This is a genomic window from Sphaerisporangium sp. NPDC005288 (assembly GCF_040607475.1).
In the GTDB taxonomy this organism is placed as follows: Bacteria; Actinomycetota; Actinomycetes; order Streptosporangiales; family Streptosporangiaceae; genus Sphaerisporangium; species Sphaerisporangium rhizosphaerae.
Genome location: NZ_JBEXGT010000036.1, coordinates 76427 through 98914, shown reverse-complemented (window position 1 = coordinate 98914; position 22488 = coordinate 76427). Strand labels below are relative to the sequence as shown.

Below are 22488 nucleotides of genomic sequence, written 5' to 3'. Positions count from 1 at the left end.
TGGCGGTGTTCAGGAGCAGCCATACCGGGCGGGGGCCGAGGTGGCGGCGTTCAGCACCAGAGGCAACGGTAAGGACAAGTCCCCTGCGCTAGCCGTGTGCAACTGACCAGCTGACCCGCCGTACGGCGGCGCCGTCTTCGCCGTACACCGTCCCGCCGACCCGGCGCCATTCAGATGCGGCCAGGTCGGGCGGGAAGGGCGGGAGCGGCCGGGTTGGGCGGGAGCGGCCGGGTTGGGCGGGAGGGGCCGGGTCGGGTGGGAGGGGCGGGGGGCGGGCAGTCCGGGGGGGAGGGGCGGAGACGGCCACACCGGGTGGGAGGGGCGTGGTTGCCGGGGTGTGGAAAGGAAGGGGGGTGTAAGTGTCCGGGGGGTGGGCTGTTGGTGGTGTCCGGGCAGGGATCAAGATGCGGGCATGACAGCAGTGGTGGAGGCCGAGGGGCTGACGAAGTTCTACGGGAGGCGCCGGGGGCTTGAGGATCTCAGTCTGGAGATCCGTCCCGGCGAGGTGTTCGGGTATCTCGGGCCGAACGGCGCGGGGAAGACGACGACGATCAGGCTGCTCCTCGACGTGATCCGGCCGACGCGCGGCGTCGTGCGGGTGCTCGGCGCCGACCCGCGCGACGCGGCGGTCCGCGGGCGCATCGGCTACCTGCCCGGCGAGCTGGCCCTGGAGGGCCGCGAGAAGGCCCGCGAGTACCTGGAGTTCCTCGCGAGCGTGCGGGGCGGCGTCGCCAAGGGGAAGATCGAGACGCTGGCCGAACGGCTGGAGGCCGACCTGTCGGTCAGGATGGGCCAGTTGTCCAAGGGCAACAAGCAGAAGGTCGGCCTGATCCAGGCGTTCATGCACGAGCCGGAGTTCCTGATCCTGGACGAGCCGACGAGCGGGCTCGATCCGCTGGTGCAGCAGGAGTTCCTGGCGATGGTGCGGGAGGTCCGCACGGCGGGGCGCACGGTGCTGATGTCGTCGCACGTCCTGGCCGAGGTGGAGCACGTGTCGGACCGGGTGGGCATCGTCCGGCGCGGGCGGCTGGTGGCGGTGGAGGACATCGCGGCGCTGCGGGAGAAGGCGGTGCGCAAGGTGGAGTTGCACTTCGACGCGCCGATCCCCGAGGAGGCGTTCCGCGACCTGCCCGGGGTGCGCGACCTGAAGATCGAGGGCGCGAGCCTGCGCTGCACGATCGACGGCCGTCCCGACGCGCTCATCAAGGCGGCGGCGCGCTTCACCGTCGTCCATCTGATCTCCGCGGAGCCGGACCTGGAGGAGATCTTCCTCACCTACTACAGCGAGGACGTGCACCATGCCCACGTTGGTGCGTAAGACCCTGCGCGAGTACCGCCGCGCGCTCATCGGCTGGACGATCGGCATCTGCGCGTTCATCGGCATGTACACCTCGTTCTACCCGCAGATGCGGGCGAACCCGGACCTCTACAGCGAAATCGCCATGGCCAAGTACCCCGAGGGCGTCCGCAAGCTCATGGGCGGCCTGGAGAACTTCACCTCCGGCGCCGGCTTCCTGCAGGCGGTCATCTACCAGCTTTTCATCCCCTTGCTCTTCATCATGTGCGCCGTGGTCCTGGGCAACAAGGCGATCGCGGCGCCCGAGGAGTCCGGGACGCTCGAGCTGACGCTCACGCTGCCGGTGGACCGCAGGCGGCTGGTGCTGGAGCGGCTGGCGGCCCTGGCGGCCGGGCTGCTCGCCGTCGCCGCGGTGTCGCTGGCCGTGCTCGTCGTGCTCGGGGCCGTGGTGGACCTCGGCGTCCCCTTCGGCAGGCTGCTGGCCGCGCACCTCGGCCTGTACCTGCTGGTGCTGTTCTACGGGACGCTGGCGCTGGCCGTGGGGGCGGCCACCGGCCGCAAGGGGACGGCCCTGGCGGTCGCGGGCGTGTACGCGGTCGCCGGCTACGTGGTCACCGTGCTGGCCCATGACATCGAGGTGATGAGATGGCTGAGCTGGGTGTCGCCCTTCCACTACTACAGTGAGGGAAACCCGCTGGCCAACGGCCTGCCGGTGGGGGACTACCTGGTGTTGCTCGCCGGGACGGCCGTGCTCGCCCTGACCGCTGTGCTGTCGTTCGACCGGCGCGACGTAGGAGTGTGATGGACGTTCTCGCTCATGTGAGCGAGGCCACCGGGGTGCCCTCCGACCTGCTCGAAGGGTGCCTTCCGGTGCTCGTCGCGGCCGGCGCCACCGGCCGCCTGCCCGGCCGGGACGCCGTCGAGGCGCTGCGCGCGCTGGGGACGGCCGCCGCCGAGCGCGGCGTGCCGATGCGCTCCCTGGCCGACGCCTGCCTGCTCACCTCCGAGCTGACCGCCCGACCGGCCGAGGCGCCGGTGCTCGGCGCGGTGCGGCGCGCGCTCGGCGCCTATTTCGAGGGGTACGAGGAAGCGCAGTCGCGTGCCCTGCGGCAGGAGGAGCAGGCGCGGCGGGAGTTCATCGACGACCTGCTCCAGGGACGGGCGGACCGGCTGGCCGAGCGCGCCGAGCACTTCGGGTTGCGGTTCGCCGAGGCGTACGTCGTCGCGGTGGCCAAGGACGCCAAGCCGATCGCCGAGGGCGATCCGATCGTCCGCCGCATCGAGCAGGCGCTCATCGCGCGGTTCGGTTCGCACAACATCCTGGTCGCGGCCCGGGACGGGCTGCTGGTCTGCGTGGCGCCCGGGACGTTGACGGCGGCCACCGGGGAGTTCACCCACCACGTGCGCGGCTCGCTCGCGGGCGACTGGCGGGTGGGCATCGGACGCCCGCATCGCGGCCCGGGCGGGGTGGTGACCTCCTTTCGCGAGGCCGGCGACGCCATCGGGCTGGGGGAGCGGCTGGGACTGCGCCCGCAGGTGCTCAAGGCGTCCGACCTGCTGGTCTTCCCGGTGCTGTTACGCGACAGGGACGCGATCGAGGACCTGGTGTCCACCGTCCTGGACCCGCTGGTGAACGCGCGCGGCGGCGCGGGGCCTCTGCTGGAGACGCTGGAGGCGGTGTTCGCGGCGCAGGGCAACCAGACGGCCGCGGCGCGCAGGCTCGGGATCAGCACCCGGGCGGTGACCTACCGGCTGGAGCGCGTCCGCCGGCTCACGGGCTTCTCGCCGGACGATCCGACGCAGCGCTTCACCCTGGAGACCGCGGTCCTCGGCGCCCGCCTGCTCGGCTGGCCACCCGGCCCCACCTCCTGAACCGGGCCCGGGCCTGCGCTCGCCCACCGTCTTAACCGGGCAGGTCCTCCGCTCAGCCCACCGTCTTAACCAGGCCGGTCCTCCGCTCAGTCCACGTCTGAACCGGGGCGGTCCTGCGTCCCACCCGGCTCACCTCTTGAACCGGGCTGGTCCAGCGGCTTTGTGGTCTAGAACGGAAAGAACGGGGTTCTGTCCTGGTACGGGGACTCTGCCCTACCATACGGAGCGTGATCACCCCCTTTCAGCTCGTCCGCCGGTCGATCGGCATCCTGGTGGGGCTGGGCGGCCTCGCGTGCGGCATGACCGTCCTGTTCCTGGGGTCCCGCGCGGTCATGAGCATCGGCGGCAGCTGCGGGTCGGGCGGGCCGTACGTCGTGGGCACGCCCTGCCCGGACGGCATCGCCTGGCTCGTCCCGGCCTCCATCTTCGCCGGCATCGCGGGCATGTTCGTCTACGCCTTCAGCGGGCTGCCGGTGGGGCCCAAGCTGACGATGCTGGCATGGCCCGCCCTGTTCCTCAGCCTCGGCTACGCCTTCCTGGAGAGCGCCTTTTCCGGCTCCTCCGTCGATGGGGGGTTCGTCGTCTGCGGCGTGGTGTTCGTGCTGATGGGCGGCGTGCCGCTGCTGGCACTGTTCAACCGGAGCGCCCTGCGGTCGGTGTTCTGGGGGACGGCGCCCGCGCCGTCCGTGCCGCCGGGCAGGACGCCGCCGGGCACCGTGCGGTGGACGCGGTCGGTGGTGCTGCCCGGGGAGGACGACCGGAGCCGCGGCCGGGGACGCGCCGCCGGGCCGCAGGCCGACTACCCGCCCGGCGACGTGCCACAGGACGCGCCGCCGGACCGCCGTCCGGCGCGCTCGGCGCCGCGCTCCACCGACGCGCCCCCGGCGGACGCCGCACGGCCCTCCGACGCGCCCCCCGGGGACGCCTCGCGGCTCGCGGGCGCGGCCCGGGCGGACGGTTCGAGATTCGCCGAGCTGACGCCGGAGAACGCCCCGGCCGACGCCGCCCCGGGCGACCTGGTCGGGCGGCTCGAACGGCTGTCCGCGCTGCACGCCGACGGCCGGCTCGACGACGCCGAGTACGCCGCCGCCAAGGCGCGGCTGCTCAACGGCCACCACTGAGGCGACCGGCACCGAGGCGACCGGCACTGAGACGAGAGGACGCGATGAGGAATGAGACGGCGCTGCGCGCCTGGGCCATCGCACTGCACGTGATCGCGATCGCGGGCGGCGTCTACCTGGGGATCTGGATCTTCGGCCTCGCCACCGGCTCCGGCTGACCACGCCGGCGTTTCCCGGGAGCGGACCGCTTTGAGCTGTGCGGATCGCTCTGCGCCGGCCACGAACGTTCATCGGCTCGGGCGCCGTAGCCGACGCCGGCATCGCCGTACAATGCCCCGCCGACCCGGCGCCGATCATCTCCAGCACATGGCCGCCGCGCCCGGTGAGAACGTATGTGGTCATCACGCATGGCCATCGGCCCCGTTAGGGAGCCGATGGCCAGGGACGAGCGGCGGGTCAGGGGATCAGCAGGAGTTTGCCGGTGGTGCGGCGGCCCTGGAGGTCGTCGTGGGCGCGCTTGGCGTCCGCCAGCGGATACCGGCCGCCGATGTGCACCTTGAGCTCGCCGGAGGCCACCCAGCCCAGCACGTCGCCGGTGCGGGCGAGCAGCTCCTCGCGGGTGGCCGCGTAGTGGGCCAGCGTGGGCCGGGTCAGGTACAGCGAGCCGCCCGAGTTCAGCCGCTGCGGGTCGAACGGCGGCACCGGGCCGCTGGCCGCGCCGTACAGGGCCAGCACGCCGCGTGGGCGCAGCGAGGCGAGGCTGTCGTCGAAGGTGGCCGCCCCGACGCCGTCGTACACGACGTGGACGCCCTGCCCGCCGGTCAGGGCGCGCACCGCCTCGGCGAAGCCCTCGTAGCGGATCACCTCGTCGGCGCCGGCGTCCCGTGCGAGCTTCTCCTTCTCGGCGGTGGACACCGTGGCGATCACCCGGCCGCCGCGCAGCTTGACGATCTGGGTGAGCAGCAGCCCAACGCCGCCCGCCGCCGCGTGGACGAGCACGTCGTCGCCGGGCTGCACGGCGTAGGTCGAGGTGGCCAGGTAGTGGGCGGTGAGGCCCTGCAGGAGCACGGCCGCCGCCTGCTCGGGGTCGATGCCCTCCGGCAGCGGGATGGCCCTGTCGGCGGGGATGACGGCCTTCTGGGCGTACCCGCCGAGCACGCCCTGCCAGCCGACCCGGTCGCCCACGGCGATGCCCGCCACGCCGGGGCCGAGGGCCGCGACGGTGCCCGCGCCCTCGGAGCCGGGGACGAAGGGCGTGGGCAGCGGGTAGCGCCCCTCGCGGTGGTAGACGTCGATGAAGTTCACGCCGCTCGCGGCGACGTCCACGAGCACCTCGCCGGGGCCGGGCTCGGGGTCGGGCATCTCGGTGGGGACGAGCGCGGAAGAATCTCCTGGATCGGCGACGACGATGGCATGCATGGCGCTGAACTCCTTCGCGATCGTGCTTCTGCGAGCGGCGGGGCGTGAGGCCGTGCCTCGCGATGGCCAACCACCCGTGGCTGCCCGGTTGTTCCCCCTCCAGTCTCTTCCCTCCGGCTCACATCGGCGTCGATAGCGAGGTGCGCGGGAGGGGCCGGACGGCCAGAATGGCTGTGTCGCGTTCCACCGGATTCGGGTGGCGCGTTGAGGCCCAGAGGCACGGCAGGACGGGAGCTTCCAGAGGATGTCCGTGACAAGCACCGCCACCCGCGGGCAGACGCTCGCTTTCCCCGACGGGTTCGTCTGGGGGGCCGCGACGGCGGCCTACCAGGTGGAGGGCGCGGCGCGGGAGGACGGCCGTGGGCCGTCGATCTGGGACACCTTCTGCCGCAGGCCGGGAGCGATCGCCGGCGGCCACACCGGTGACACCGCCTGCGACCACTACCACCGCCACGCCGAGGACATCCGCCTGATGGACCGGCTCGGCCTGGACGTCTACCGGTTCTCGGTGTCCTGGTCGCGCGTGCAGCCCGACGGGCGCGGCGCGGTCAACGCCGCCGGGCTGGACTTCTACGAGCGGCTGGTGGACGACCTGCTGGAGGCCGGCGTCACGCCGTACGTGGCGCTCTACCACTGGGACCTGCCGCAGGCGCTGGAGGACCGCGGCGGCTGGACCGAGCGTGACACGGCGTACCGGTTCGCCGACTACGCCAAGATCGTCCAGGACCGGCTCGGCGACCGGGTGCGCACCTGGATGACCGTCAACGAGCCGTGGGTGGCCGCCGTGCTCGGGTACGGCATCGGCGTCCACGCGCCCGGCCGCACCTCCTGGGCCGACGCCTTCCGCGTCTCCCACCACCTGCTGCTCGCGCACGGGCTCGGTGTGCAGGTGCTGCGCGGCGGCGGCGCGAAGGAGATCACCCTGCCCGTCAACCTGGCGCCCGTGCTGACCCCCGGCCAGGTGAACGATCCCTCGCTGGAGCTGTCGCCCGAGGACGCCGAGGCGGTCGACCGGGTGGACGCGCTGATCAACCGGCAGTTCCTCGACCCGGTGCTGCGCGGGCGCTACCCCGAGCGGGTGCTGCCGATCATCGAGCGCGTCGCCGGGCTCGGCCACATCCACGACGGCGACCTGGCGGCCATCGGCCGGCCGATCGACCTGCTGGGCGTCAACTACTACACCCCGTGCGTCGTGCGGTCCGGGCCGGGTGAGCCGGCCAACCCCGCCTACCCCGGTACCGAGAACATCGAGTTCACCGGCGCCTACGCCCCGACGACGGCCACCGGCTGGCCGATCGTGCCGACGGGCCTGTCCCAGCTGCTGCTGCGGCTCACGCGTGACTACCCCGGCGTGGGGCTGCTGGTGACCGAGAACGGCGCCGCCTTCGACGACGCGGTGAGCGGCGAGCGGGTGCACGACGCCGACCGCACCGCGTTCCTGGAAAGCCACCTGCGCGCGGCGCACGCCGCCATCGAGGCGGGGGCCGACCTGCGGGGCTATCTGGTCTGGTCGCTGCTGGACAACTTCGAGTGGGCCGAGGGGTACAACAAGCGGTTCGGCATCGTGCACGTCGACTTCGACAGCCAGCGCAGGCTGCTCAAGGACAGCGGCCTGTGGTACCGCGAGGTGATCCGGCGCAACGGGCTGTGGAGGGAGCGCGCCAGGCGTCCCACGCTGGAGGAGGTCGCCGCGCGGGCGGGCGTGTCGCGCTCCACGGTCTCGCGGGTGATCAACGGGCAGGCCACGGTCAGCCCGGAGTTCCGCCAGACCGTCATGAACGCGGTGGACGAGCTCGGCTACGTGCCGAACTCCGCGGCGCGCAGCCTGGTGACCCAGCGCACCGACACCGTCGGCCTGGTGGTGCCGGGGTCGCCCGACGGGGCCGACGACCCGTTGTTCGCGGCCGTCGTCCGGGCGGCGGCCCATTCCCTGGAGGCGTCGGGCAAGCAGGTCACGCTGATGCTGGGCGGTTCGATGGACAGCCGCCGGCGCGTCGAGCAGCATGTCGGGGCCGGTCACCTGGACGGGGTGGTCTTCGTCTCGACGGCGGGCGCCGACCCGCTGCTGAGCGCGCTCGTGCGCACGGGCGTCCCCATCGTCTCGCTGGGCCGGCCCTCGGCCCCCATCACCGTCCCCTATGTCGCGGGCGACGACGCCGGGGGCGCCAGGGCGGCGGTGACCCACCTGCTCGCCCAGGGGCGCAGCCGGATCGCGATGATCTGCGGCCCGCTGGAGGGCACCGCCGCGCAGGACCGCCTGGCCGCCTACCGCGACGGCCTGCGCGACGCCGGGCGCCGGTCGATGGTCGCCATGGGCGACTACAGCCGCTCGTCGGGGGCCAGGGCCATGAGCGAGCTGCTCCAGGACGATCCCGGCCTGGACGCGGTCTTCGCGGCCGGCGATTTGATGGCGGTCGGCGCGCTGAGCGTCCTGCGCGAGGCGGGCCGCCGCGTGCCCGAGGACGTCGCGGTCGTCGGCTTCGACGACGCCGAGGCCGCCGCCTACACCGTCCCGCCGCTCACCACCGTCCGCACCTCCCCGGCCGACCAGGCCCGCGCCGCCGTCCGCCTCCTCCTCCGCCACCTCGACGGCGGCCCCGTCTCCTCGGTCATCCTCCCGGCGGAGCTGGTGGTGAGAAGCTCGGCGTGAGGCCCGCCTGGCATGCTGGACGGTGTGGGGGAGTTGGCGGTCCGGCTCGACGACGGGCTCCGCGTGTTCCTCGCCGGACGGCACCGGCGGGTGGGGGCCGGGACCGCCGATGACGTCGTCGTCGCCTATGACGGGACGTCGTCGGTGGGGCATGTGGTGGAGTCGGTCGGGGTGCCGTTGACCGAGGTGGGCGGGCTGGAGGTGGACGGCCGGCGGGTGGCGCCGTCGTTCCGGCCGGTGGCGGGGGCCGTGGTGTCGGTGCTCGGGGTGCGGCGGCCGCAGGCGGTGCCGGAGCATCGGTTCCTGCTGGACGTGCATCTGGGGACGCCGGCGCGGTGGCTGCGGGTGGTCGGGGTGGACGCCGCGTACGAGAACGACCGGGACGACGACGCGCTGATCGCCTGGGCGAACGCCGAGCGGCGGGTGCTGCTCACGCAGGACCGCGGGCTGCTGTGCCGCCGGAGCCTGTGGCTGGGGGCCTACGTGCGCGGCGCGCGGCCGAGGGAGCAGTTCGAGGACGTCCTCGAACGGTTCGCCCCGCCGCTGGCGCCCTGGACGAGATGCACGGCCTGCAACGGACGGCTGGAGGTGGTCCCGAAGGAGCGGGTGGCGCCGGCGCTGCGCCCGGGCACGCGGCGCAGCTACGACACCTTCGCGCGCTGCGCGGTGTGCGCCCGGGTGTACTGGCGGGGCGCGCACGGCGCCCGGCTGGCGGCGCTGGTGACGGAAGCGGAACGTATTGTGTCAACAGCATCGATTACCCCTCATAAGCCCTTGAACGGGATTCAGCGGGCGATATCGCTCAAGAGGCAATAGGGGTGGCTAGGGGTGACCCCACGGTATCCCGGGGATCCACGGCAGAATGTCCCACAGACCTCTCCTCGTTCTGTAATCATGACTTTTTGTAGCCTTGCCATGTCGAAGAGGGAGAAATACGACATGGCGTCGTGGGGGGCTATGCCGACCCGACGGGCGTGACGCGGGCTCCCACGCTGGACCACGCCACCTGCGACCCTTGACACGAGGACGGACGCCGGTGAGCGAAAAGCGTGGAGAGATCGAGGCCGGAGAACATCGGGAACCGGTCACCGGGGAGGCGGGTGTCGACGCGGACGCCGACGCGGGCGACCGGCCGGCGACGTTCCGGGACGTGTTCGGGGTGGCGGAGTACCGCGCGCTGTTCGGCGCCGCCGTCCTGTCCTGGGTGGGAGACTATTTCGCCAAGGTGGCCGTGACCTTCCTGGTCTTCGCCGACACCGGCTCGGTGCTGCTGTCGGCCATCGGCTTCGCCATCAGCTACCTCCCCTGGGTGGCCGGCGGGCCGGTGCTCGCGGCGCTGGCCGAGCGCTACCCGTACCGCCGCGTCATGATCATCTGTGACGTCGCGCGGATGGCGCTGGTCGGCCTCATGGCCCTGCCGGGGATGCCGATGCCCGGACTGCTCCTGCTGCTGCTCGGCGCCTCGCTGCTCACCCCGCCGTTCCAGGCGGCCCGCTCGGCCATGGTGGCGCAACTGCTCACCGGCGACCGGTACGTCGTCGGGCTGTCCTTCCAGAACATGGCCGGCCAGGCCGCGCAGGTCGCCGGGTACGCGGTCGGCGGCGCGGTCACGGCCATCGACCCGCACGCCGCGCTGCTGATCAACGCCGCGACGTTCGCCCTGTCGACACTGCTGCTCTGGCGGGGCGTGCGTCCCCGGCCGCTCCCGGTGACCCACCTCGCGCGGCGCTCGCTGCTGCGGGAGACCGGCGACGGGCTGGGCCTGGTGTTCGGGCACCGGGTCATGCGGCCCACCGCCGTGGTGGTGTTCAGCGTGGTGGGCATCACCATCGTCCCCGAAGGGCTCGCCGCGGCGTGGGCGCCCACTTATGGAGGCGGCTCGCAGATCACCGGCCTGCTGATGGCCGCGCTGCCCGTCGGCGCCGTCATCGGGGCGCTGGTGACCCGCATGACCGGTCCCGAGCGGCGACTGCGGCTGCTCAAGCCGCTCCTGCTCGCCGGGCCGCTGCTGCTGGTGGGCGTCCTGGCCGCGCCGCCGTTCCCGGTGGTGCTCACGCTGGTGCTCCTGGCGGCCGCCGCCGTCAACACGGTACTGGTCCCGCTGAACGGGCTGTTCGTCCAGATGCTGCCCGACGCCTACCGCGCCCGCGCCTTCGGGATCATGCTGGGCGGCATCCAGCTCACCCACGCGGCGGCCGTGCTCGCCGCCGGCGCGTTCGCCGAACGGTTCCCCGTGCCGGTCGTGGTCGGCGCCTGGGCGCTGTGCGGCCTGGTCCTGATGGCGGTCGCGGTGACCACCTGGCCCACGCGGGAGGTCATCGCCGAAGAGATCGCCCGCGCCGCCGCACTCAACCGCGCCCCCACACCCGCCCCCGTCCCCGCCGGTTCGCATCCAGCGACGACCTGATCCTCCCGGCCCGGCGAACATCCGTGACAGCGGACCAGGGTCTCGCGCCGTCCGGACTTCGCGTGGTGCGGTCAGCCGTGGCCGGAGGCGCTGGGGGAGGGGCCCTGGACGACGAAGTCGTCGAAGGAGGTCTTCAGCGTCGCGCCGGCCTTGTCCGGCACGCGGGCGAGGAAGCCGACGTCGCCGTTGGGCAGGCTCGCGGGCGCGCCGGAGTCGTCGACGTAGGACTGCACCGCCTCGCCGTTCACCCACATCCGCAGCCGCACCCCCTCGCCGGTGGCGGCGCATTCGGCCTGCAGGGTGGCACCCTTTGACAGATCGCCCACCTTGACCGGCGTGGTGAGGTTGCCGCCGGTGCCCTTGGTGACCCGGCGGATGCGGGCCTCGCCCTGCGCGGTGAGCAGGAACTCGTACCGGCTGCGCCGCGACTCCTGGTCGGCCCGGCAGAACAGCCCGTACTCGCCGGGCCCCTTGGACTCGCGGACACCCGTCGTCACGGTGATCAGCAACTGCTCGGGCGTCGTCGGGGTCGGGGTCGCGGACGGATCGGGCGTGGCGGGCTGCTTGGGGACGAACGGCAGCGGGGCCGTCTCAATGCGCTCGGCGCGCTCGTCGGTCACGTCGATGGCGTAGTACCCGCCGGAGGCGTAGCCGTAGGTGTTGTACTCCTGGCCGGTGTACGCGCTGCCGCCCCAGCCGGTGCCGCTGTCGTTGAAGTCGTCCCGGTAGAGGTAGCTCAGCTCGGTGGGCGGCCCGGACGGCGTGAGCCAGGCGCGCAGGCCGAGCCCGCCCGCGGCGAGCACGACGACGCCGGCGACGGCGAGCCCGATCAGCCGCGTGCGCCGGTTCGCCCCGCCGGCCCCAGCGCCACTGGCCCCAGCCCCGCCGGCCCCCGGCCAGCCGGTTCCCGGCCCGGCGGTCCCGTCCGCGACGGTGGGAGGGTGCCCGGCGACGGTCGGCGGTCGTCCTGCGATGGTGGGGGGTTGCCCTGAGATGGTGGGGGGTTGTCCCGCGACGGTGGGCGCCTGGCCGGGCGGCTGCCAGGCGGCCGTGGTCTGCCCGCCCGTGAGCGGGGCGGTGGGCGGCGGCCCCGCGAAGGTGGAGAACGGGGCCGGGTGGGCGGGCGTCTGACCGGGGGACGCCGCGCTCTGACCGGGGGACGCCGTGCTCTGACCGGGACGCCCCGCCTCCGGGTGCCCCGCCTGCCAGGTTCGGACGACCGTGTGCTGGGCGCCTTCGGGGGTGGTGCGGCCGACCATGTGGTCGAGGATCTGCTGCGAGGTGGGCCGCCGCGCCGGGTCCTTGTCGAGCGTCGCCGAAACCAGTCCGCGCAGCGCCGCCTCCATGCCCTCCAGCGAGGGCTCGCTGTTGAGCACCTGGTACACGATCGAGGGAAGGGACTCCCCGCCGAACGGCGTGCGGCCGCTGGCGGCGAAGGCGACCAGGCAGCCCCACGAGAACACGTCGCAGGCCGGCGAGGCGGGAGCGCCGCGCAGCACCTCCGGGGCCATGTACCGGGGCGTGCCCATGAGCTGCCCGGTGCCGGTGATCCCGCTCAGCGTGTCCAGGGCCCTGGCGATGCCGAAGTCGATGACGCGCGGGCCGACCGGCGAGAGCAGCACGTTGGACGGCTTGAGGTCGCGGTGGACGACGCCCGCGCTGTGGATGGCCGTCAGGGCGGTGGCGACGCCGACGGCCAGCGCGTCCAGGCTGGAGCCGCGCAGCGGCCCTGAGGACCGCACGGCGTCGTACAGGTTCGGCCCGTCGACGTACTCGGTGACGACGTAGAGCTGGTCGCCGTCGAGGGCGGCGTCCAGGACGGCCGCCGTGCAGAAGCGGCGCACCCGGCCCGCCGCCTCGGCCTCGCGGCGGAAGCGCACGCGGAACTGGTCGTGCTGGCTGTACTCGTGGTTGATCACCTTGACGGCGACCCGCTGCCCGGTCTCGTCCTGGCCGAGGTACACGGTGCCCATGCCACCGCGGCCCAGCCGGCCGAGCAGCCGGTATCGGCCGATCTGGAGGGGGTCGCCCGGACCTAGGTTGTTCACCACGTCGCCTTACCGCTATGCACCTTTTCGGGACGGCAAGCCTACCGAGAGCGCGCCCCCCGGCGGCCTCCCTCGCATAACGGCCCGGCGGCGGTCGTCCTGCGAACCGCCACCGGGCCGTCAAGCGGCCTACTCGGCGGCGGCCACCGCGGTGGCCGGGGTGGCCGGGGTCGCCGCCGGGGTGCGGGCGGCCACCAGGACGGGGCGCTCGACGAGCCGGACGGCGGCCTGGACGCCGGGGGACAGCCGCGCGGCGTCGTGCGCGGGCAGGTCGGCCAGCAGCTCGGTGCCGTCGGCCAGGCGCAGCAGCAGCCGCACCGACGACCCGCGGAACGAGCTGGTCACCACCAGCGCCTCGCCGTCGTGCGCCGCGGTGACCAGCACGGTCTCGGGGCGGACGAGCACGTCCACCTCCGGGGTGCCGGGCGTCGCGCCGTGGACGGGCAGCCGCTGCCCGGCGACCTGCACCTCCTGGCCGTCGAGCAGGCCGGGAAGGTGGTTCATCGTCCCGACGAACTCGGCCACGAACGGCGTCGCGGGGCGGTTGTAGATCTCGGCGGGCGGCCCGGCCTGTTCCAGGCGCCCGCTCTTGAGCACCGCGACCTGGTCGGCGACCGACAGGGCCTCCTCCTGGTCGTGCGTCACGAAGATCGTCGTGATGCCCAGCGAGAGCTGGAGCCGCCGGATCTCCTCGCGCAGCGTGACCCGGACCTTGGCGTCGAGCGCCGACAGCGGCTCGTCCAGCAGCAGCACCCGCGGCTCCAGGGCGAGCGCGCGCGCCAGCGCCACCCGCTGCTGCTGGCCGCCGGAGAGCTGGTGCGGATAGCGGTCGCCGTGCGAGGGCAGGCCGACCAGCTCCAGCAGCTCGGCGGCGCGGGCGCGCCGCTTGGCGGCGGGCACCTTGCGCACCCGCAGCCCGAACGCCACGTTGTCGAAGGCGTTCAGGTTGGGGAACAGGCTGTAGGACTGGAAGACCATCCCGGCGTCGCGGCGGTTGGCCGGGACGTTGGTGATGTCCTCGCCGTCGACGAGCACGGCCCCGGCGTCGGGGCTCTCGAACCCGGCGACGCAGCGCAGCGCCGTCGTCTTGCCGCAGCCCGACGGGCCGAGCAGCGCGATCAGCTCGCCCGGTTCGACGGTCAGATCGAGGCCGTCGAGGGCGACGGTCGCGCCGAACGCGCGGCGAAGCCCCCGGAACTCCACCCGAGCCCCGTTCACGAACCACTCCTTTGCCTATTGCCGGCGGTGGAAAGGATGAGCAGCAACAGCCAGGCGAACAGCAGGCTGAAGATCGATACGGCGACCGACATGGCGGCGTTGGAGCCGGAGATCGTGACGATCCACACGGGGAACGGCTGGTAGCCGAGCAGCCGGGCCACGGTGTACTCACCGAGCACCAGGGCCAGGGTGAGGAACGACGCGCTCGCCAGGCCGGTCCGCAGGTTGGGGATGATCACGCGGAGCATCACGTGCGGCCAGGAGGCCCCGCAGTTCCGCGCGGCCTCCACCAGCGTGCGGACGTCCATCGCGCCGAGCCCGGCGTCCAGCGCCCGGTAGACGAACGGCAGCGCCAGCACGACGTAGGCGATGACCAGCACCGCCGGGAAGGCGGGGTTCTGGACGGCGATGATGGTCTGGTAGAAGGGCGTGGTGGCCAGGTAGTCGGGCCCCCAGCGCAGCACCGTGCTGATGCCGGCCACGAAGGTGATCGGCGGCACCACCAGCGGCAGCGTGCACACCACTTCCATGACCGGCCGCAGCCGGGGCGCGCTGAGCCGCACGGCCAGCATCGCCGGCAGCGTGAGGGCCAGCACGACGACGATCGTGGCGACCGCGAGCCCGAGAGACAGCAGCAGGCTCTGGACGAATCCCTCGGCCGAGAAGATCTCCAGGTAGGCGTCCAGGGTGAAGCCGCGCGCCGGGTCGTTCACGGTGAACACGAACGAGGTGAGCAGCGGCGTCAGGAAGTACAGCGCGGCCACCAGCAGCACCACGCCGCGCCACACGCGCACGCGGCGCGGGCGGCCGGGGCGCGCGGCCGGGGTGCCGGCGTCGGGCAGCACCGTGGGGGTCAGCGCGGCCATCGCGGGCTCCGGTGGTCGGGGGCCGCGTGCGGGCGGGGGGTCAGCGGAGCCATCGGGCGCTCCTGCGCTGGAGGGGGAGGTAGACGGCCATGACCAGGCCGGCCACCACGATCATGTCGAGGCTGAGGGCCAGCGCCACGTTCTCGTGGCCGATCAGCACGTTGCCGGTGAGCGCGTCGGCGATCTGCAACGTCACCAGCGGGACCACGGTGCCGACCATGGCCGCCGCGGTCGCGTACGCCGCGAAGGCGCCGCCGAACAGCAGGACCACGCCGCCGAGCAGGCTCGGGGTGAGCACCGGGATGCCGACGTAGCGCCAGAACTGCCACGCGCTCGCGCCGTTGTTCTGCGCCGCCTCCCGCCACTGCGGCCGCAGGCCGTCCAGTGCCGGCACGACGACCAGCACCATCAGCGGGACCGAGAAGTACAGGTAGACCAGGGCGAGGCCCCAGAAGCTGTAGAGGTTCCAGCCGTGGTCGCCCAGGTTCAGCTGCCGGGTGAGCACGCCGGAGTTGCCGAGCGTGGCCGTCCAGGCGAAGGCCAGCGGGACGCCGCCGAAGTTCGCCAGCACGCCGGAGGCGGTCAGCACGGCCTCGCGCAGGGCGCGGAACCGGGAGGTGACGACCGCCTGGGCGAGGAAGGTGCCGACGACGGCTCCGGCGACGGCGACGACCGCGGACAGCTTGACGCTGCCGAGCAGCGCAGTGAGGTAGGCGCCCTTGAGGGAGGCGGTGAGGTTGGCGGTGCTGGGCGCGCCGTCCGCCGTGAACGCCCCGCCGAGCAGCGCCACGGTCGGGATGCCGAAGGCCAGGCCGACGAACACCAGCAGCGGCAGGGCGCCGGTCCAGCCCTTGGAGCGGGGACGGCTCCCGCCTTCCCTCACCTTGGTGTTGAGAGGAAGGCCGGCGGGAGCCGCCGAGTGCGTTTCAGCCATGGGGGAGAGCCGATCGCATCGTCGATGTGCGGGTCATCCGGAGACCGCGTCGCCCCAGCCCGAGGCGAGGGTCTCCTTGGCCTTGGTGACCTGCGCGTCGGTGGGGAACTGCGGGGTGCCCTCGACCTTGGGCAGCTTGCCGACCAGCGTCGCGTCGGCGGTGCCGTCGGTCTGCATGGCGGGCAGCAGCACGGCGCGGGCGTACCCCTTCAGGTAGAGGTTCTGGCCCTCGGGGCTGTAGAGGTACTCCTGCCACAGCCGCGCGGCGGCCGGGTGCGGGGCGTCCTTGTTGATCGCCTGGGCGTAGTACTGGGCGTACTTGCCGTCCGAGGGGACCGTGACCTTCCAGTCGACGCCCTTGCTCACGAACTCGTCGGTGTACCCGGCGTTGAGGTAGTCCCAGTCGATGCTGATCGGGGTCTCGCCGCTCTGCACGGTCGCCGGGGTGGACTCGACGGGGTTGAAGTTGCCGGCGGCCTTCAGCTTCTTGAAGAACTCGAGGCCCGGCTGGATGTCGTCGAAGGTCCCGCTGTTGGCGAGGGCGGCGGCGTAGACGCCGGCGAAGGCGGACCCGGCCTTGGTCGGGTTGCCGTTCAGCGCGACCTGGCCCTTGTACTCGGGCTTGAGCAGGTCGGCGAAGGTGGCGGGGCAGGTCTTCACGCGCTTGGCGTCGCAGCCGATGGAGACGTAGCCGCCGTAGTCGTTGTACCAGGTGCCGTTCGCGTCCTTCTGGCCCTCGGGGATCTTGTCCCAGGTCTGCACCTTGTAGGGGGCGAACAGGCCCTCCTGGGCGCCGCTGAGGGCGAACGCCTGGCCGAGGTCGAGCACGTCGGGGGCGCGGTCCTGGCCCTTGCGGGTCTTGACGGCGTTGATCTCGTCGGCGCTGGAGCCGTCGGGGTTCTCGCTGTTGACCTTGATGCCGTACTTGTCGGAGAAGGCCTTGATGATCTCGCCGTAGTTGGCCCAGTTCGGCGGGAGGGCGATGACGTTGAGCTGGCCCTCCTTCTTGGCGGCCTCGACGAGCTTGTCCAGGCCGCCGAGGTCGGCGGCGGAGGTGGCCGTCGTGACGGCGCCGCCGAGGGAGGCGCCGCCGCCGGAGCCGGCCGTCGGGGCCGCGCCGCAGGCGGCGGCGCCCAGGGATGCGGTGACGGTCAGTGCGACTGCCAGCCCGACGAGCCGCTTTCGAGGTGTTTGCACGCTTGTATCCCACTTTCGAGGTTGTGGGGATGAACATAGGCGGGGCTGGACAACAAAACGTATCTACTCCGCTGCGTTCGGGTGTCGTTGTGTGAACACACGGTGACGTGATCGTTCACTCGTACGACGACCGGGGCGACACGTGAAGGGTGGGGTGATTTGCCCTCTGGGCTCTGAGAACATATGTTCGATGTAGCACGACCCGCCTTCCCCCGGGTGCTCACGAAGTTCCACCGCGGCCCAGGGAGAAGGAGCGCCTTGAGCAGAATCTACGGGGACCCCATCGAGGTGTGGACGCGAGACGGCGAGCCCGCCCGTTTCGTCTGGCGCGACCGTCTCTACGTGGTCCACCGGGTCCTCGACCACTGGGTGACCTCCCGCGAGTGGTGGAAGATCTCCGAGAACGACCCGGGCGAGCGCCGGTTCTGGCGGGTGGAGGCGAGCCCCGGCGCCGCGACCGGTACCTACGAGCTGCGGTTCGACACCGCCGGCGACGGCTGGCTGATGCTCAGGGCGTGGGACTGATGTTCCCCCACCTCCACGTCGCCTCCGCCTACTCCCTGCGATACGGCACGGCGTTCCCCGGCGAGCTGGTCGCGCGGGCGGCCGAGCACGAGATGGACATCCTCGCGCTGACCGACCGCGACGGCATGTACGGCGCGGTCAAGCACGTCCAGGCGTGCTTCGACGCCGGCCTCCACCCGGTCGTGGGCGTCGACCTGGCGCTGCGCGGCCCGGCGGAGGACGGCGGCGGCCCGGCGTCCCACGGCACGGCGTCCCGCGGCACGGCCTCCCACGGCCCGGCGTCTCGCGGTACGGCGCCGCACCGGCCGGCGGGGGACGACGGCGACGGCGAAGAGCGCGTCACCGTCCTCGCGCGCACGGGCGGGTGGGCGCACCTGTGCCGGCTCACCACCGACGCCCACCACGCCGGGCGGCGGGGCGAGCCGCGGGTGACCCGCGAGCTGGTCGCCCGGCACGCCGCCGGGCTGCTGGTCATGCTCGGCCCGAGGTCCGACGTCGGGCGGGCCGTCGCCGCGCGCCACGACCAGCGGGCGCGCGCCCTGCTCGCCGCCTGGCGGGCGGCCGTCCCCGACCTGGTCGTCGAGGTCGTCGACCAGTACGGTCAGCACGAGGCGGGCACCGCCCGGCGCATGCTCGCCCTCGCCCGCTCGCTGGGCGTGCCGGCCGTCCTGACCAACGCCGTGCGCCACCTCGACGCGGGGGACTACCGGGTCGGCGACGTGCTCGACGCCGCGCGCAAGCTCGTGCCGCTGCACACGCGGTACCTGGAGCACTCCGCCTCGCACGCCTACCTCAAAAGCGGCAAAGAGATGGCACAGGTCGCCGCGCGGGTCTGCGATGGCGACCACGACCACGCCCGCCGGCTGCTCGCCGCCACGCGGCAGGTCGCCGAACGGTGCGTCCTGGACCCGCTGGACATCCTCGCGCTGCGCAACGACCCCGAACGCGTGCACCTTCCGGAGGTCGAGGAGGACCCGGTCCCCCTGCTGCGCCGCCGGTGCGAGGACGGGCTGTACGCGCGCGGCATGGAACGATCCAGGCATGCGCGCGAACGGCTGGCCGAGGAACTGCGGATCATCGAGCGCAAGCAGCTCTCGGGGTACTTCATCGTCGTCTCCGGCATCACCGACCTGATCCGTGCGATGGGGGTGCGCTGCGCCATCCGCGGGTCCGGCGCGGGCAGCCTGGTCAACTACCTCGTCCGCATCGGCGAGGTGAACCCGCTCGACCACGGCCTGCTCATGGAGCGCTTCCTGTCCGAGGGGCGCAAAGGGCTGCCCGACATCGACATCGACGTGGAGTCGGCGCGGCGGCTCGACTGTTACCAGGCCATCCTCGACCGCTACGGCGAGAACAGGGTCGCCTGCGTCTCGATGATGGAGACCTACCGCGCGCGCAGCGCCATCCGCGACGTCGGCGCCGCCATGGGGCTGCCGCCGCACGAGACCGACCTCATCGCCAAGGCGTTCCCGCACGTCCGGGCCCGGCAGATCCGCGCCGCCCTGTCCGACCTGCCCGAGCTGCGCGGCAGCGGCCTGGACGACCGCGCCCTGTCGGCCATGTTCCAGCTCGCCGAGCGGCTCGACGGTCTGCCCCGCCACATCGCCCTGCACCCCTGCGGCGTGCTGGTCGGCAACTCCGGGCTGCGCGACCGCACCCCCGTCGAGCGCAGCCTGCTCGACTTCCCGATGAGCCAGTTCGACAAGGAGGACGTCGAGGAGGCCGGGCTGCTCAAACTCGACGTGCTCGGCGTGCGCATGCAGTCGGCGATGGCGTACGCGCTCGGCGAGATCAGGCGGGTGGAGGGCCAGGACATCGACCTCGACCGCGACGTCCCCCAGGACGACCGCGCCACCTACGACATGATCTGCACCGGCCGCACCATCGGCTGTTTCCAGATCGAGTCGCCCGGCCAGCGCGAGCTGGTGACCAAGCTCGAACCGCGCACCATGCACGACCTGATCGTCGACATCTCCCTGTTCCGGCCCGGCCCGGTCAACTCCGACATGGTCACCCCGTACCTGGAATCCCGGCACGGCTGGCGCGAGCCGTCCTACCCCCATGCCCTTCTCCGGCCGGCGTTGCAGGAGACCAACGGCGTCGTCGTCTTCCACGAGCAGGTCCTGAGGGTCGTCGACGTCATGACCGGCTGCGGCCTGTCGGAGGCCGAGAAGGTCCGCCGCGCCCTCGGCACCCCCGAGGGCCGCGAACGGGTGCGCGCGTGGTGGGAGGCCGAGGTGCTGCCCGAGTTCGACCGCGAGACCACCGACCGCGCCTGGCAGGTGCTCGACGCGTTCGGCTCGTTCGGGTTCTGCAAGGCGCACGCGGCGGCGTTCGCCCTGCCCACCTACCAGTCGGCCTGGCTGAAACGGCACCACGCGGCGGCGTTCCTCGCCGGGGTGCTGACGCACGACCCCGGCATGTACCCCGGGCGGGTGATCCTGGACGAGGCCCGCAAGTGCGGCGTGGCCGTTCTCCCCCTGGACGTCAACCACTCCGGCCGCCACTGGCTCGTCGAACGCCTCCGGAATCGCCCCGGCGGCGCGCCGGGTTCTGACGACGCGACGGGTTTCGGCGACGCGACGCGTCCAGGTGATGCGATGCGTCCAGGTGATGCGGAGAACAATGGCGACGCGGGGGCCGTCGGCGGCGATCCCGGGACGTTCTCCGCGGGGTACGGCCTGCGGGTGCCGTTCTCGGCGGTCAAGGGGATCAGCGAGGCGGAGGTCGACCGCATGGTCACCGGGCGGCCCTACACCTCGCTGGCCGACTTCTGGGAGCGCGCCCGCCCGTCCCGGCCGGTCGCCGAGCGCATCGTGCAGGTCGGCGGCCTCGACGCGCTGCACGGGCTGCACCCCGGCGGCCCGCGCTGGCGTCCCGGGGAGCTGACCAGGCGCGACCTGATCGCCCAGATCGGCGTCCTGGACCGCGCGTCCTCCACCGGCGTGACCGCGCGGCGCAAGGCCCGCCCGGGCGGTCGCCCCCGCCCCGCCGCCCCCGCCTCCCCTCCTGGCCCCGCCTCCCCTCCTGGCCCCGGCCCGGATCCCGGATCGGCCGGCTCAGGAGCGGGCGGGCCGCCGTCCGCCGTGCAGATCCCCATGGCGTTCACCGAGCACATCGCGCCCGGCGAGCTGCCGGAGATGACCGAGGCCGAGGCCGTGGAGGCCGAGCTGGACATCCTCGGCCTGGACGTCAGCCGGCACGTGATCGGCTTCTACGACGAACTGCTCGACGCGATCGGCGTGGTCAGGTCCAGCGAGCTGCTCACGCTGCGCAACGGCGCCGAGATCCTGGTCGCCGGGGTGAAGGTCGCCACGCAGACCCCGGCGATCCGTTCCGGGCAGCGCGTCATCTTCGCCACGCTGGACGACTCGACCGGCCCCGTCGACCTCACCTTCTTCGAGTCGGTCCAGGCGCGCTGCGCCGCCACGGTGTTCGGGTCCTGGATGCTGGTCGCCAGAGGGGTCGTGCGCCGGGTCGGCGCGCGGGCGGTGTCGCTGCGCGCCGTCGACTGCTGGGACCTGGCCGAGCTCGACCGGCTGTGGCGGGAGGAAGGTCTCGACGCGGTGCGGGCCGCCCTGGGCCTGAACCCGCAGCCGGCCGGGGCGAGGTCGCGCGCTTCGCGGGAGGAGCGGGCGGGCGTCGGCGGGCGCCGCATCGAGTACGGCAACGGCTACCGGCTGTCCCCCTACGCCGACCTCGGCGCCGCGCCCGGGGTGACCGGGCCGCCCCGCAAACTGTGGCACGCCAGCCCGGGAAGCTCCGGGCCGCTCGGGTTCAGTCCCCCGCCGGATAGGTGTGCCGGGGAAGCGACCGCAACGCGGGCAGCAGCTTCAGAGAATGCGCGATCGACGAAGGACGGGCGCTGACCCTGGCCTGGGTGATCTCCCTGACGGTCGCCGCGCACAGCAGCGCGGCGACCACCGCCACCACCAGTTCGGCCGCGCCGAGACCGGTCAGGTCCCTGCCCTGCGGCGAGTGGGTGAACGGCAGCCGCATCAGGATGAGGAACACCATGGCCAGCCAGCACCCCCACCACGCGGCGAGCAGCACCACCCACGACCGGCGGCGACCCTCCCGCAGCCCGGCGTCCTCCCGCAGAGCGTGCACGAGCAGCGCGGGCGCGGCGAGGTTGAGCACCGGCACGAACCAGGCGATGGCGATCATGCGGGAGGTCGCCCCGGCGTGGCGGAGCCAGGCGAAGTAGGAGCAGCCGGCGGCGACCGTCGCGGCGGCAACCAGCAGGATGAGGATGGCGAACCAGGTGACGGCGCCGACGACGGCCTCCGCCCCGGGCGCGTGCGGGTCGCTGCCCAGCCGCGCGACCTGTCGCGCGAGCTGCTTGCCGCGTGCTTCCTCGAAGACGACCAGGCAGGTCAGGGTGGCGATCTGGGCGGCGAGCGCCAGGTAGACGCCGACCGCCGACCTGCTCACTGCGGATCGGGCATAGCGCATGAGTGTCTCCCCCCGGCATGCGCTGAAAGTCGTGGTTTCATCTGTGACGTAGCGCGACGCCTGACTCACTCCTATCCCGTGCGCCTCTCCGCTAATCGGCGAGGCGGAGGAGAAGATCCTGGATCTCCCCGAGATGATCTAGGGTTTGCCCGACACTGCCCAACCACCGGCGAAACCCGTCCGAACCGGAGGAGAGCGTGATGATCGCGAGAATCTGGCGTGCGACCGCCACCACCGAGGGCGCTGAGGCCTACCGGCGGCACTTCACCCAGGCCGTCATCCCCGAGCTGCGCGGCATCGAGGGTCACCGGGGCGCCTACCTGCTCAACCGCGACAGAGACGGTCAGGTCGAGATCGAGGTGATCACCTTGTGGGCGTCCATGGACGCGGTGCGCGACTTCGCCGCGCCCGATGTGGACGCCGCCGTCGTCGAACCCGAGGCACAGAAGGTCCTCACCGCCTTCGACCCCACCGTCACCCACCACACCGTAATCACCGAAACCGCCACAATCACCCCCTGAACCGTCGCCCGCCACACC

Annotated in this window: 17 protein-coding genes; 10 read left to right on the top strand and 7 right to left on the bottom strand. The window is 72.9% G+C overall.

All coding sequences use genetic code 11. The features are described 5' to 3' along the window. Nucleotides 1-412: 412 nt before the first annotated feature. The 4 genes from ABZU32_RS29365 to ABZU32_RS29350 all read left to right on the top strand — a co-directional run bounded on the left by ABZU32_RS29365 (nucleotide 413) and on the right by ABZU32_RS29350 (nucleotide 4290). The gene (locus ABZU32_RS29365) at nucleotides 413-1318 is read left to right on the top strand and encodes an ABC transporter ATP-binding protein (RefSeq protein WP_354850414.1); all 906 of its coding nucleotides are present in this window, start codon (nucleotides 413-415) and stop codon (nucleotides 1316-1318) included. Beyond that, nucleotides 1299-2099, top strand: a complete 801-nt coding sequence (locus ABZU32_RS29360) for an ABC transporter permease subunit (RefSeq protein WP_354927043.1) — start codon at nucleotides 1299-1301, stop codon at nucleotides 2097-2099. The genes ABZU32_RS29365 and ABZU32_RS29360 overlap by 20 nt, the downstream gene beginning before the upstream one ends. Then, nucleotides 2099-3169, top strand: coding sequence for a helix-turn-helix domain-containing protein (locus ABZU32_RS29355; protein WP_354927041.1), 1071 nt, complete (start codon nucleotides 2099-2101; stop codon nucleotides 3167-3169). The genes ABZU32_RS29360 and ABZU32_RS29355 overlap by 1 nt, the downstream gene beginning before the upstream one ends. A 227-nt stretch (nucleotides 3170-3396) precedes the next feature. Then, the gene (locus tag ABZU32_RS29350) at nucleotides 3397-4290 is read left to right on the top strand and encodes a hypothetical protein (RefSeq protein ID WP_354927039.1); all 894 of its coding nucleotides are present in this window, start codon (nucleotides 3397-3399) and stop codon (nucleotides 4288-4290) included. Nucleotides 4291-4686: 396 nt separating this feature from the next. Here the strand turns inward: ABZU32_RS29350 and ABZU32_RS29345 are convergent, their stop codons facing one another. Next, the gene (locus ABZU32_RS29345) at nucleotides 4687-5649 is read right to left on the bottom strand and encodes a quinone oxidoreductase (RefSeq protein ID WP_354927037.1); all 963 of its coding nucleotides are present in this window, start codon (nucleotides 5647-5649) and stop codon (nucleotides 4687-4689) included. A gap of 250 nt (nucleotides 5650-5899) precedes the next feature. On the opposite strand from ABZU32_RS29345, the gene ABZU32_RS29340 reads away from it, so the two are divergent. The 3 genes from ABZU32_RS29340 to ABZU32_RS29330 all read left to right on the top strand — a co-directional run bounded on the left by ABZU32_RS29340 (nucleotide 5900) and on the right by ABZU32_RS29330 (nucleotide 10706). Further along, nucleotides 5900-8299 carry a GH1 family beta-glucosidase gene (locus tag ABZU32_RS29340; protein WP_354927035.1) on the top strand — a complete coding sequence of 800 codons (2400 nt, stop codon included), beginning with the start codon at nucleotides 5900-5902 and terminating at the stop codon, nucleotides 8297-8299. A 24-nt stretch (nucleotides 8300-8323) separates the two neighbouring features. After that, complete coding sequence (locus ABZU32_RS29335; RefSeq protein WP_354927033.1) at nucleotides 8324-9115, top strand: Mut7-C RNAse domain-containing protein; 792 nt, start codon at nucleotides 8324-8326, stop codon at nucleotides 9113-9115. Between the two features lie 220 nt (nucleotides 9116-9335). After that, nucleotides 9336-10706, top strand: a complete 1371-nt coding sequence (locus ABZU32_RS29330; RefSeq protein WP_354927031.1) for an MFS transporter — start codon at nucleotides 9336-9338, stop codon at nucleotides 10704-10706. 71 nt (nucleotides 10707-10777) lie between these two features. On the opposite strand, the gene ABZU32_RS29325 is transcribed toward ABZU32_RS29330, so the two are convergent. The 5 genes from ABZU32_RS29325 to ABZU32_RS29305 form a co-directional block, all read right to left on the bottom strand. Continuing rightward, nucleotides 10778-12754 (bottom strand): protein kinase, encoded by a 1977-nt coding sequence (locus tag ABZU32_RS29325; protein WP_354927029.1) that lies wholly within the window; start codon nucleotides 12752-12754, stop codon nucleotides 10778-10780. Nucleotides 12755-12883: 129 nt separating this feature from the next. Further along, complete coding sequence (locus ABZU32_RS29320; RefSeq protein WP_354850440.1) at nucleotides 12884-13972, bottom strand: ABC transporter ATP-binding protein; 1089 nt, start codon at nucleotides 13970-13972, stop codon at nucleotides 12884-12886. Continuing rightward, nucleotides 13969-14838, bottom strand: a complete 870-nt coding sequence (locus tag ABZU32_RS29315) for an ABC transporter permease subunit (RefSeq protein ID WP_354927027.1) — start codon at nucleotides 14836-14838, stop codon at nucleotides 13969-13971. The genes ABZU32_RS29320 and ABZU32_RS29315 overlap by 4 nt, the downstream gene beginning before the upstream one ends. Before the next feature lie 40 nt (nucleotides 14839-14878). Next, on the bottom strand, nucleotides 14879-15772 hold the full coding sequence (locus ABZU32_RS29310) for an ABC transporter permease (RefSeq protein WP_354850446.1): 894 nt from the start codon (nucleotides 15770-15772) through the stop codon (nucleotides 14879-14881). Between the two features lie 33 nt (nucleotides 15773-15805). Further along, a complete protein-coding gene (locus ABZU32_RS29305) occupies nucleotides 15806-16969 on the bottom strand; it encodes an ABC transporter substrate-binding protein (protein WP_354927025.1) in 1164 nt (387 codons plus the stop codon). A gap of 258 nt (nucleotides 16970-17227) precedes the next feature. On the opposite strand from ABZU32_RS29305, the gene ABZU32_RS29300 reads away from it, so the two are divergent. Both ABZU32_RS29300 and dnaE read left to right on the top strand, forming a co-directional pair. Next, nucleotides 17228-17494 carry a DUF6504 family protein gene (locus ABZU32_RS29300; protein WP_354850451.1) on the top strand — a complete coding sequence of 89 codons (267 nt, stop codon included), beginning with the start codon at nucleotides 17228-17230 and terminating at the stop codon, nucleotides 17492-17494. Next, nucleotides 17494-21363, top strand: a complete 3870-nt coding sequence (dnaE, locus tag ABZU32_RS29295) for a DNA polymerase III subunit alpha (RefSeq protein WP_354927065.1) — start codon at nucleotides 17494-17496, stop codon at nucleotides 21361-21363. The genes ABZU32_RS29300 and dnaE overlap by 1 nt, the downstream gene beginning before the upstream one ends. Here dnaE and ABZU32_RS29290 read toward each other — a convergent pair. Next, nucleotides 21272-21949 (bottom strand): DUF4328 domain-containing protein, encoded by a 678-nt coding sequence (locus ABZU32_RS29290; RefSeq protein ID WP_354927023.1) that lies wholly within the window; start codon nucleotides 21947-21949, stop codon nucleotides 21272-21274. The genes dnaE and ABZU32_RS29290 overlap by 92 nt on opposite strands. A 200-nt stretch (nucleotides 21950-22149) precedes the next feature. On the opposite strand from ABZU32_RS29290, the gene ABZU32_RS29285 reads away from it, so the two are divergent. Next, nucleotides 22150-22470 carry an antibiotic biosynthesis monooxygenase gene (locus ABZU32_RS29285; RefSeq protein ID WP_354927021.1) on the top strand — a complete coding sequence of 107 codons (321 nt, stop codon included), beginning with the start codon at nucleotides 22150-22152 and terminating at the stop codon, nucleotides 22468-22470. Nucleotides 22471-22488 lie beyond the last annotated feature (18 nt).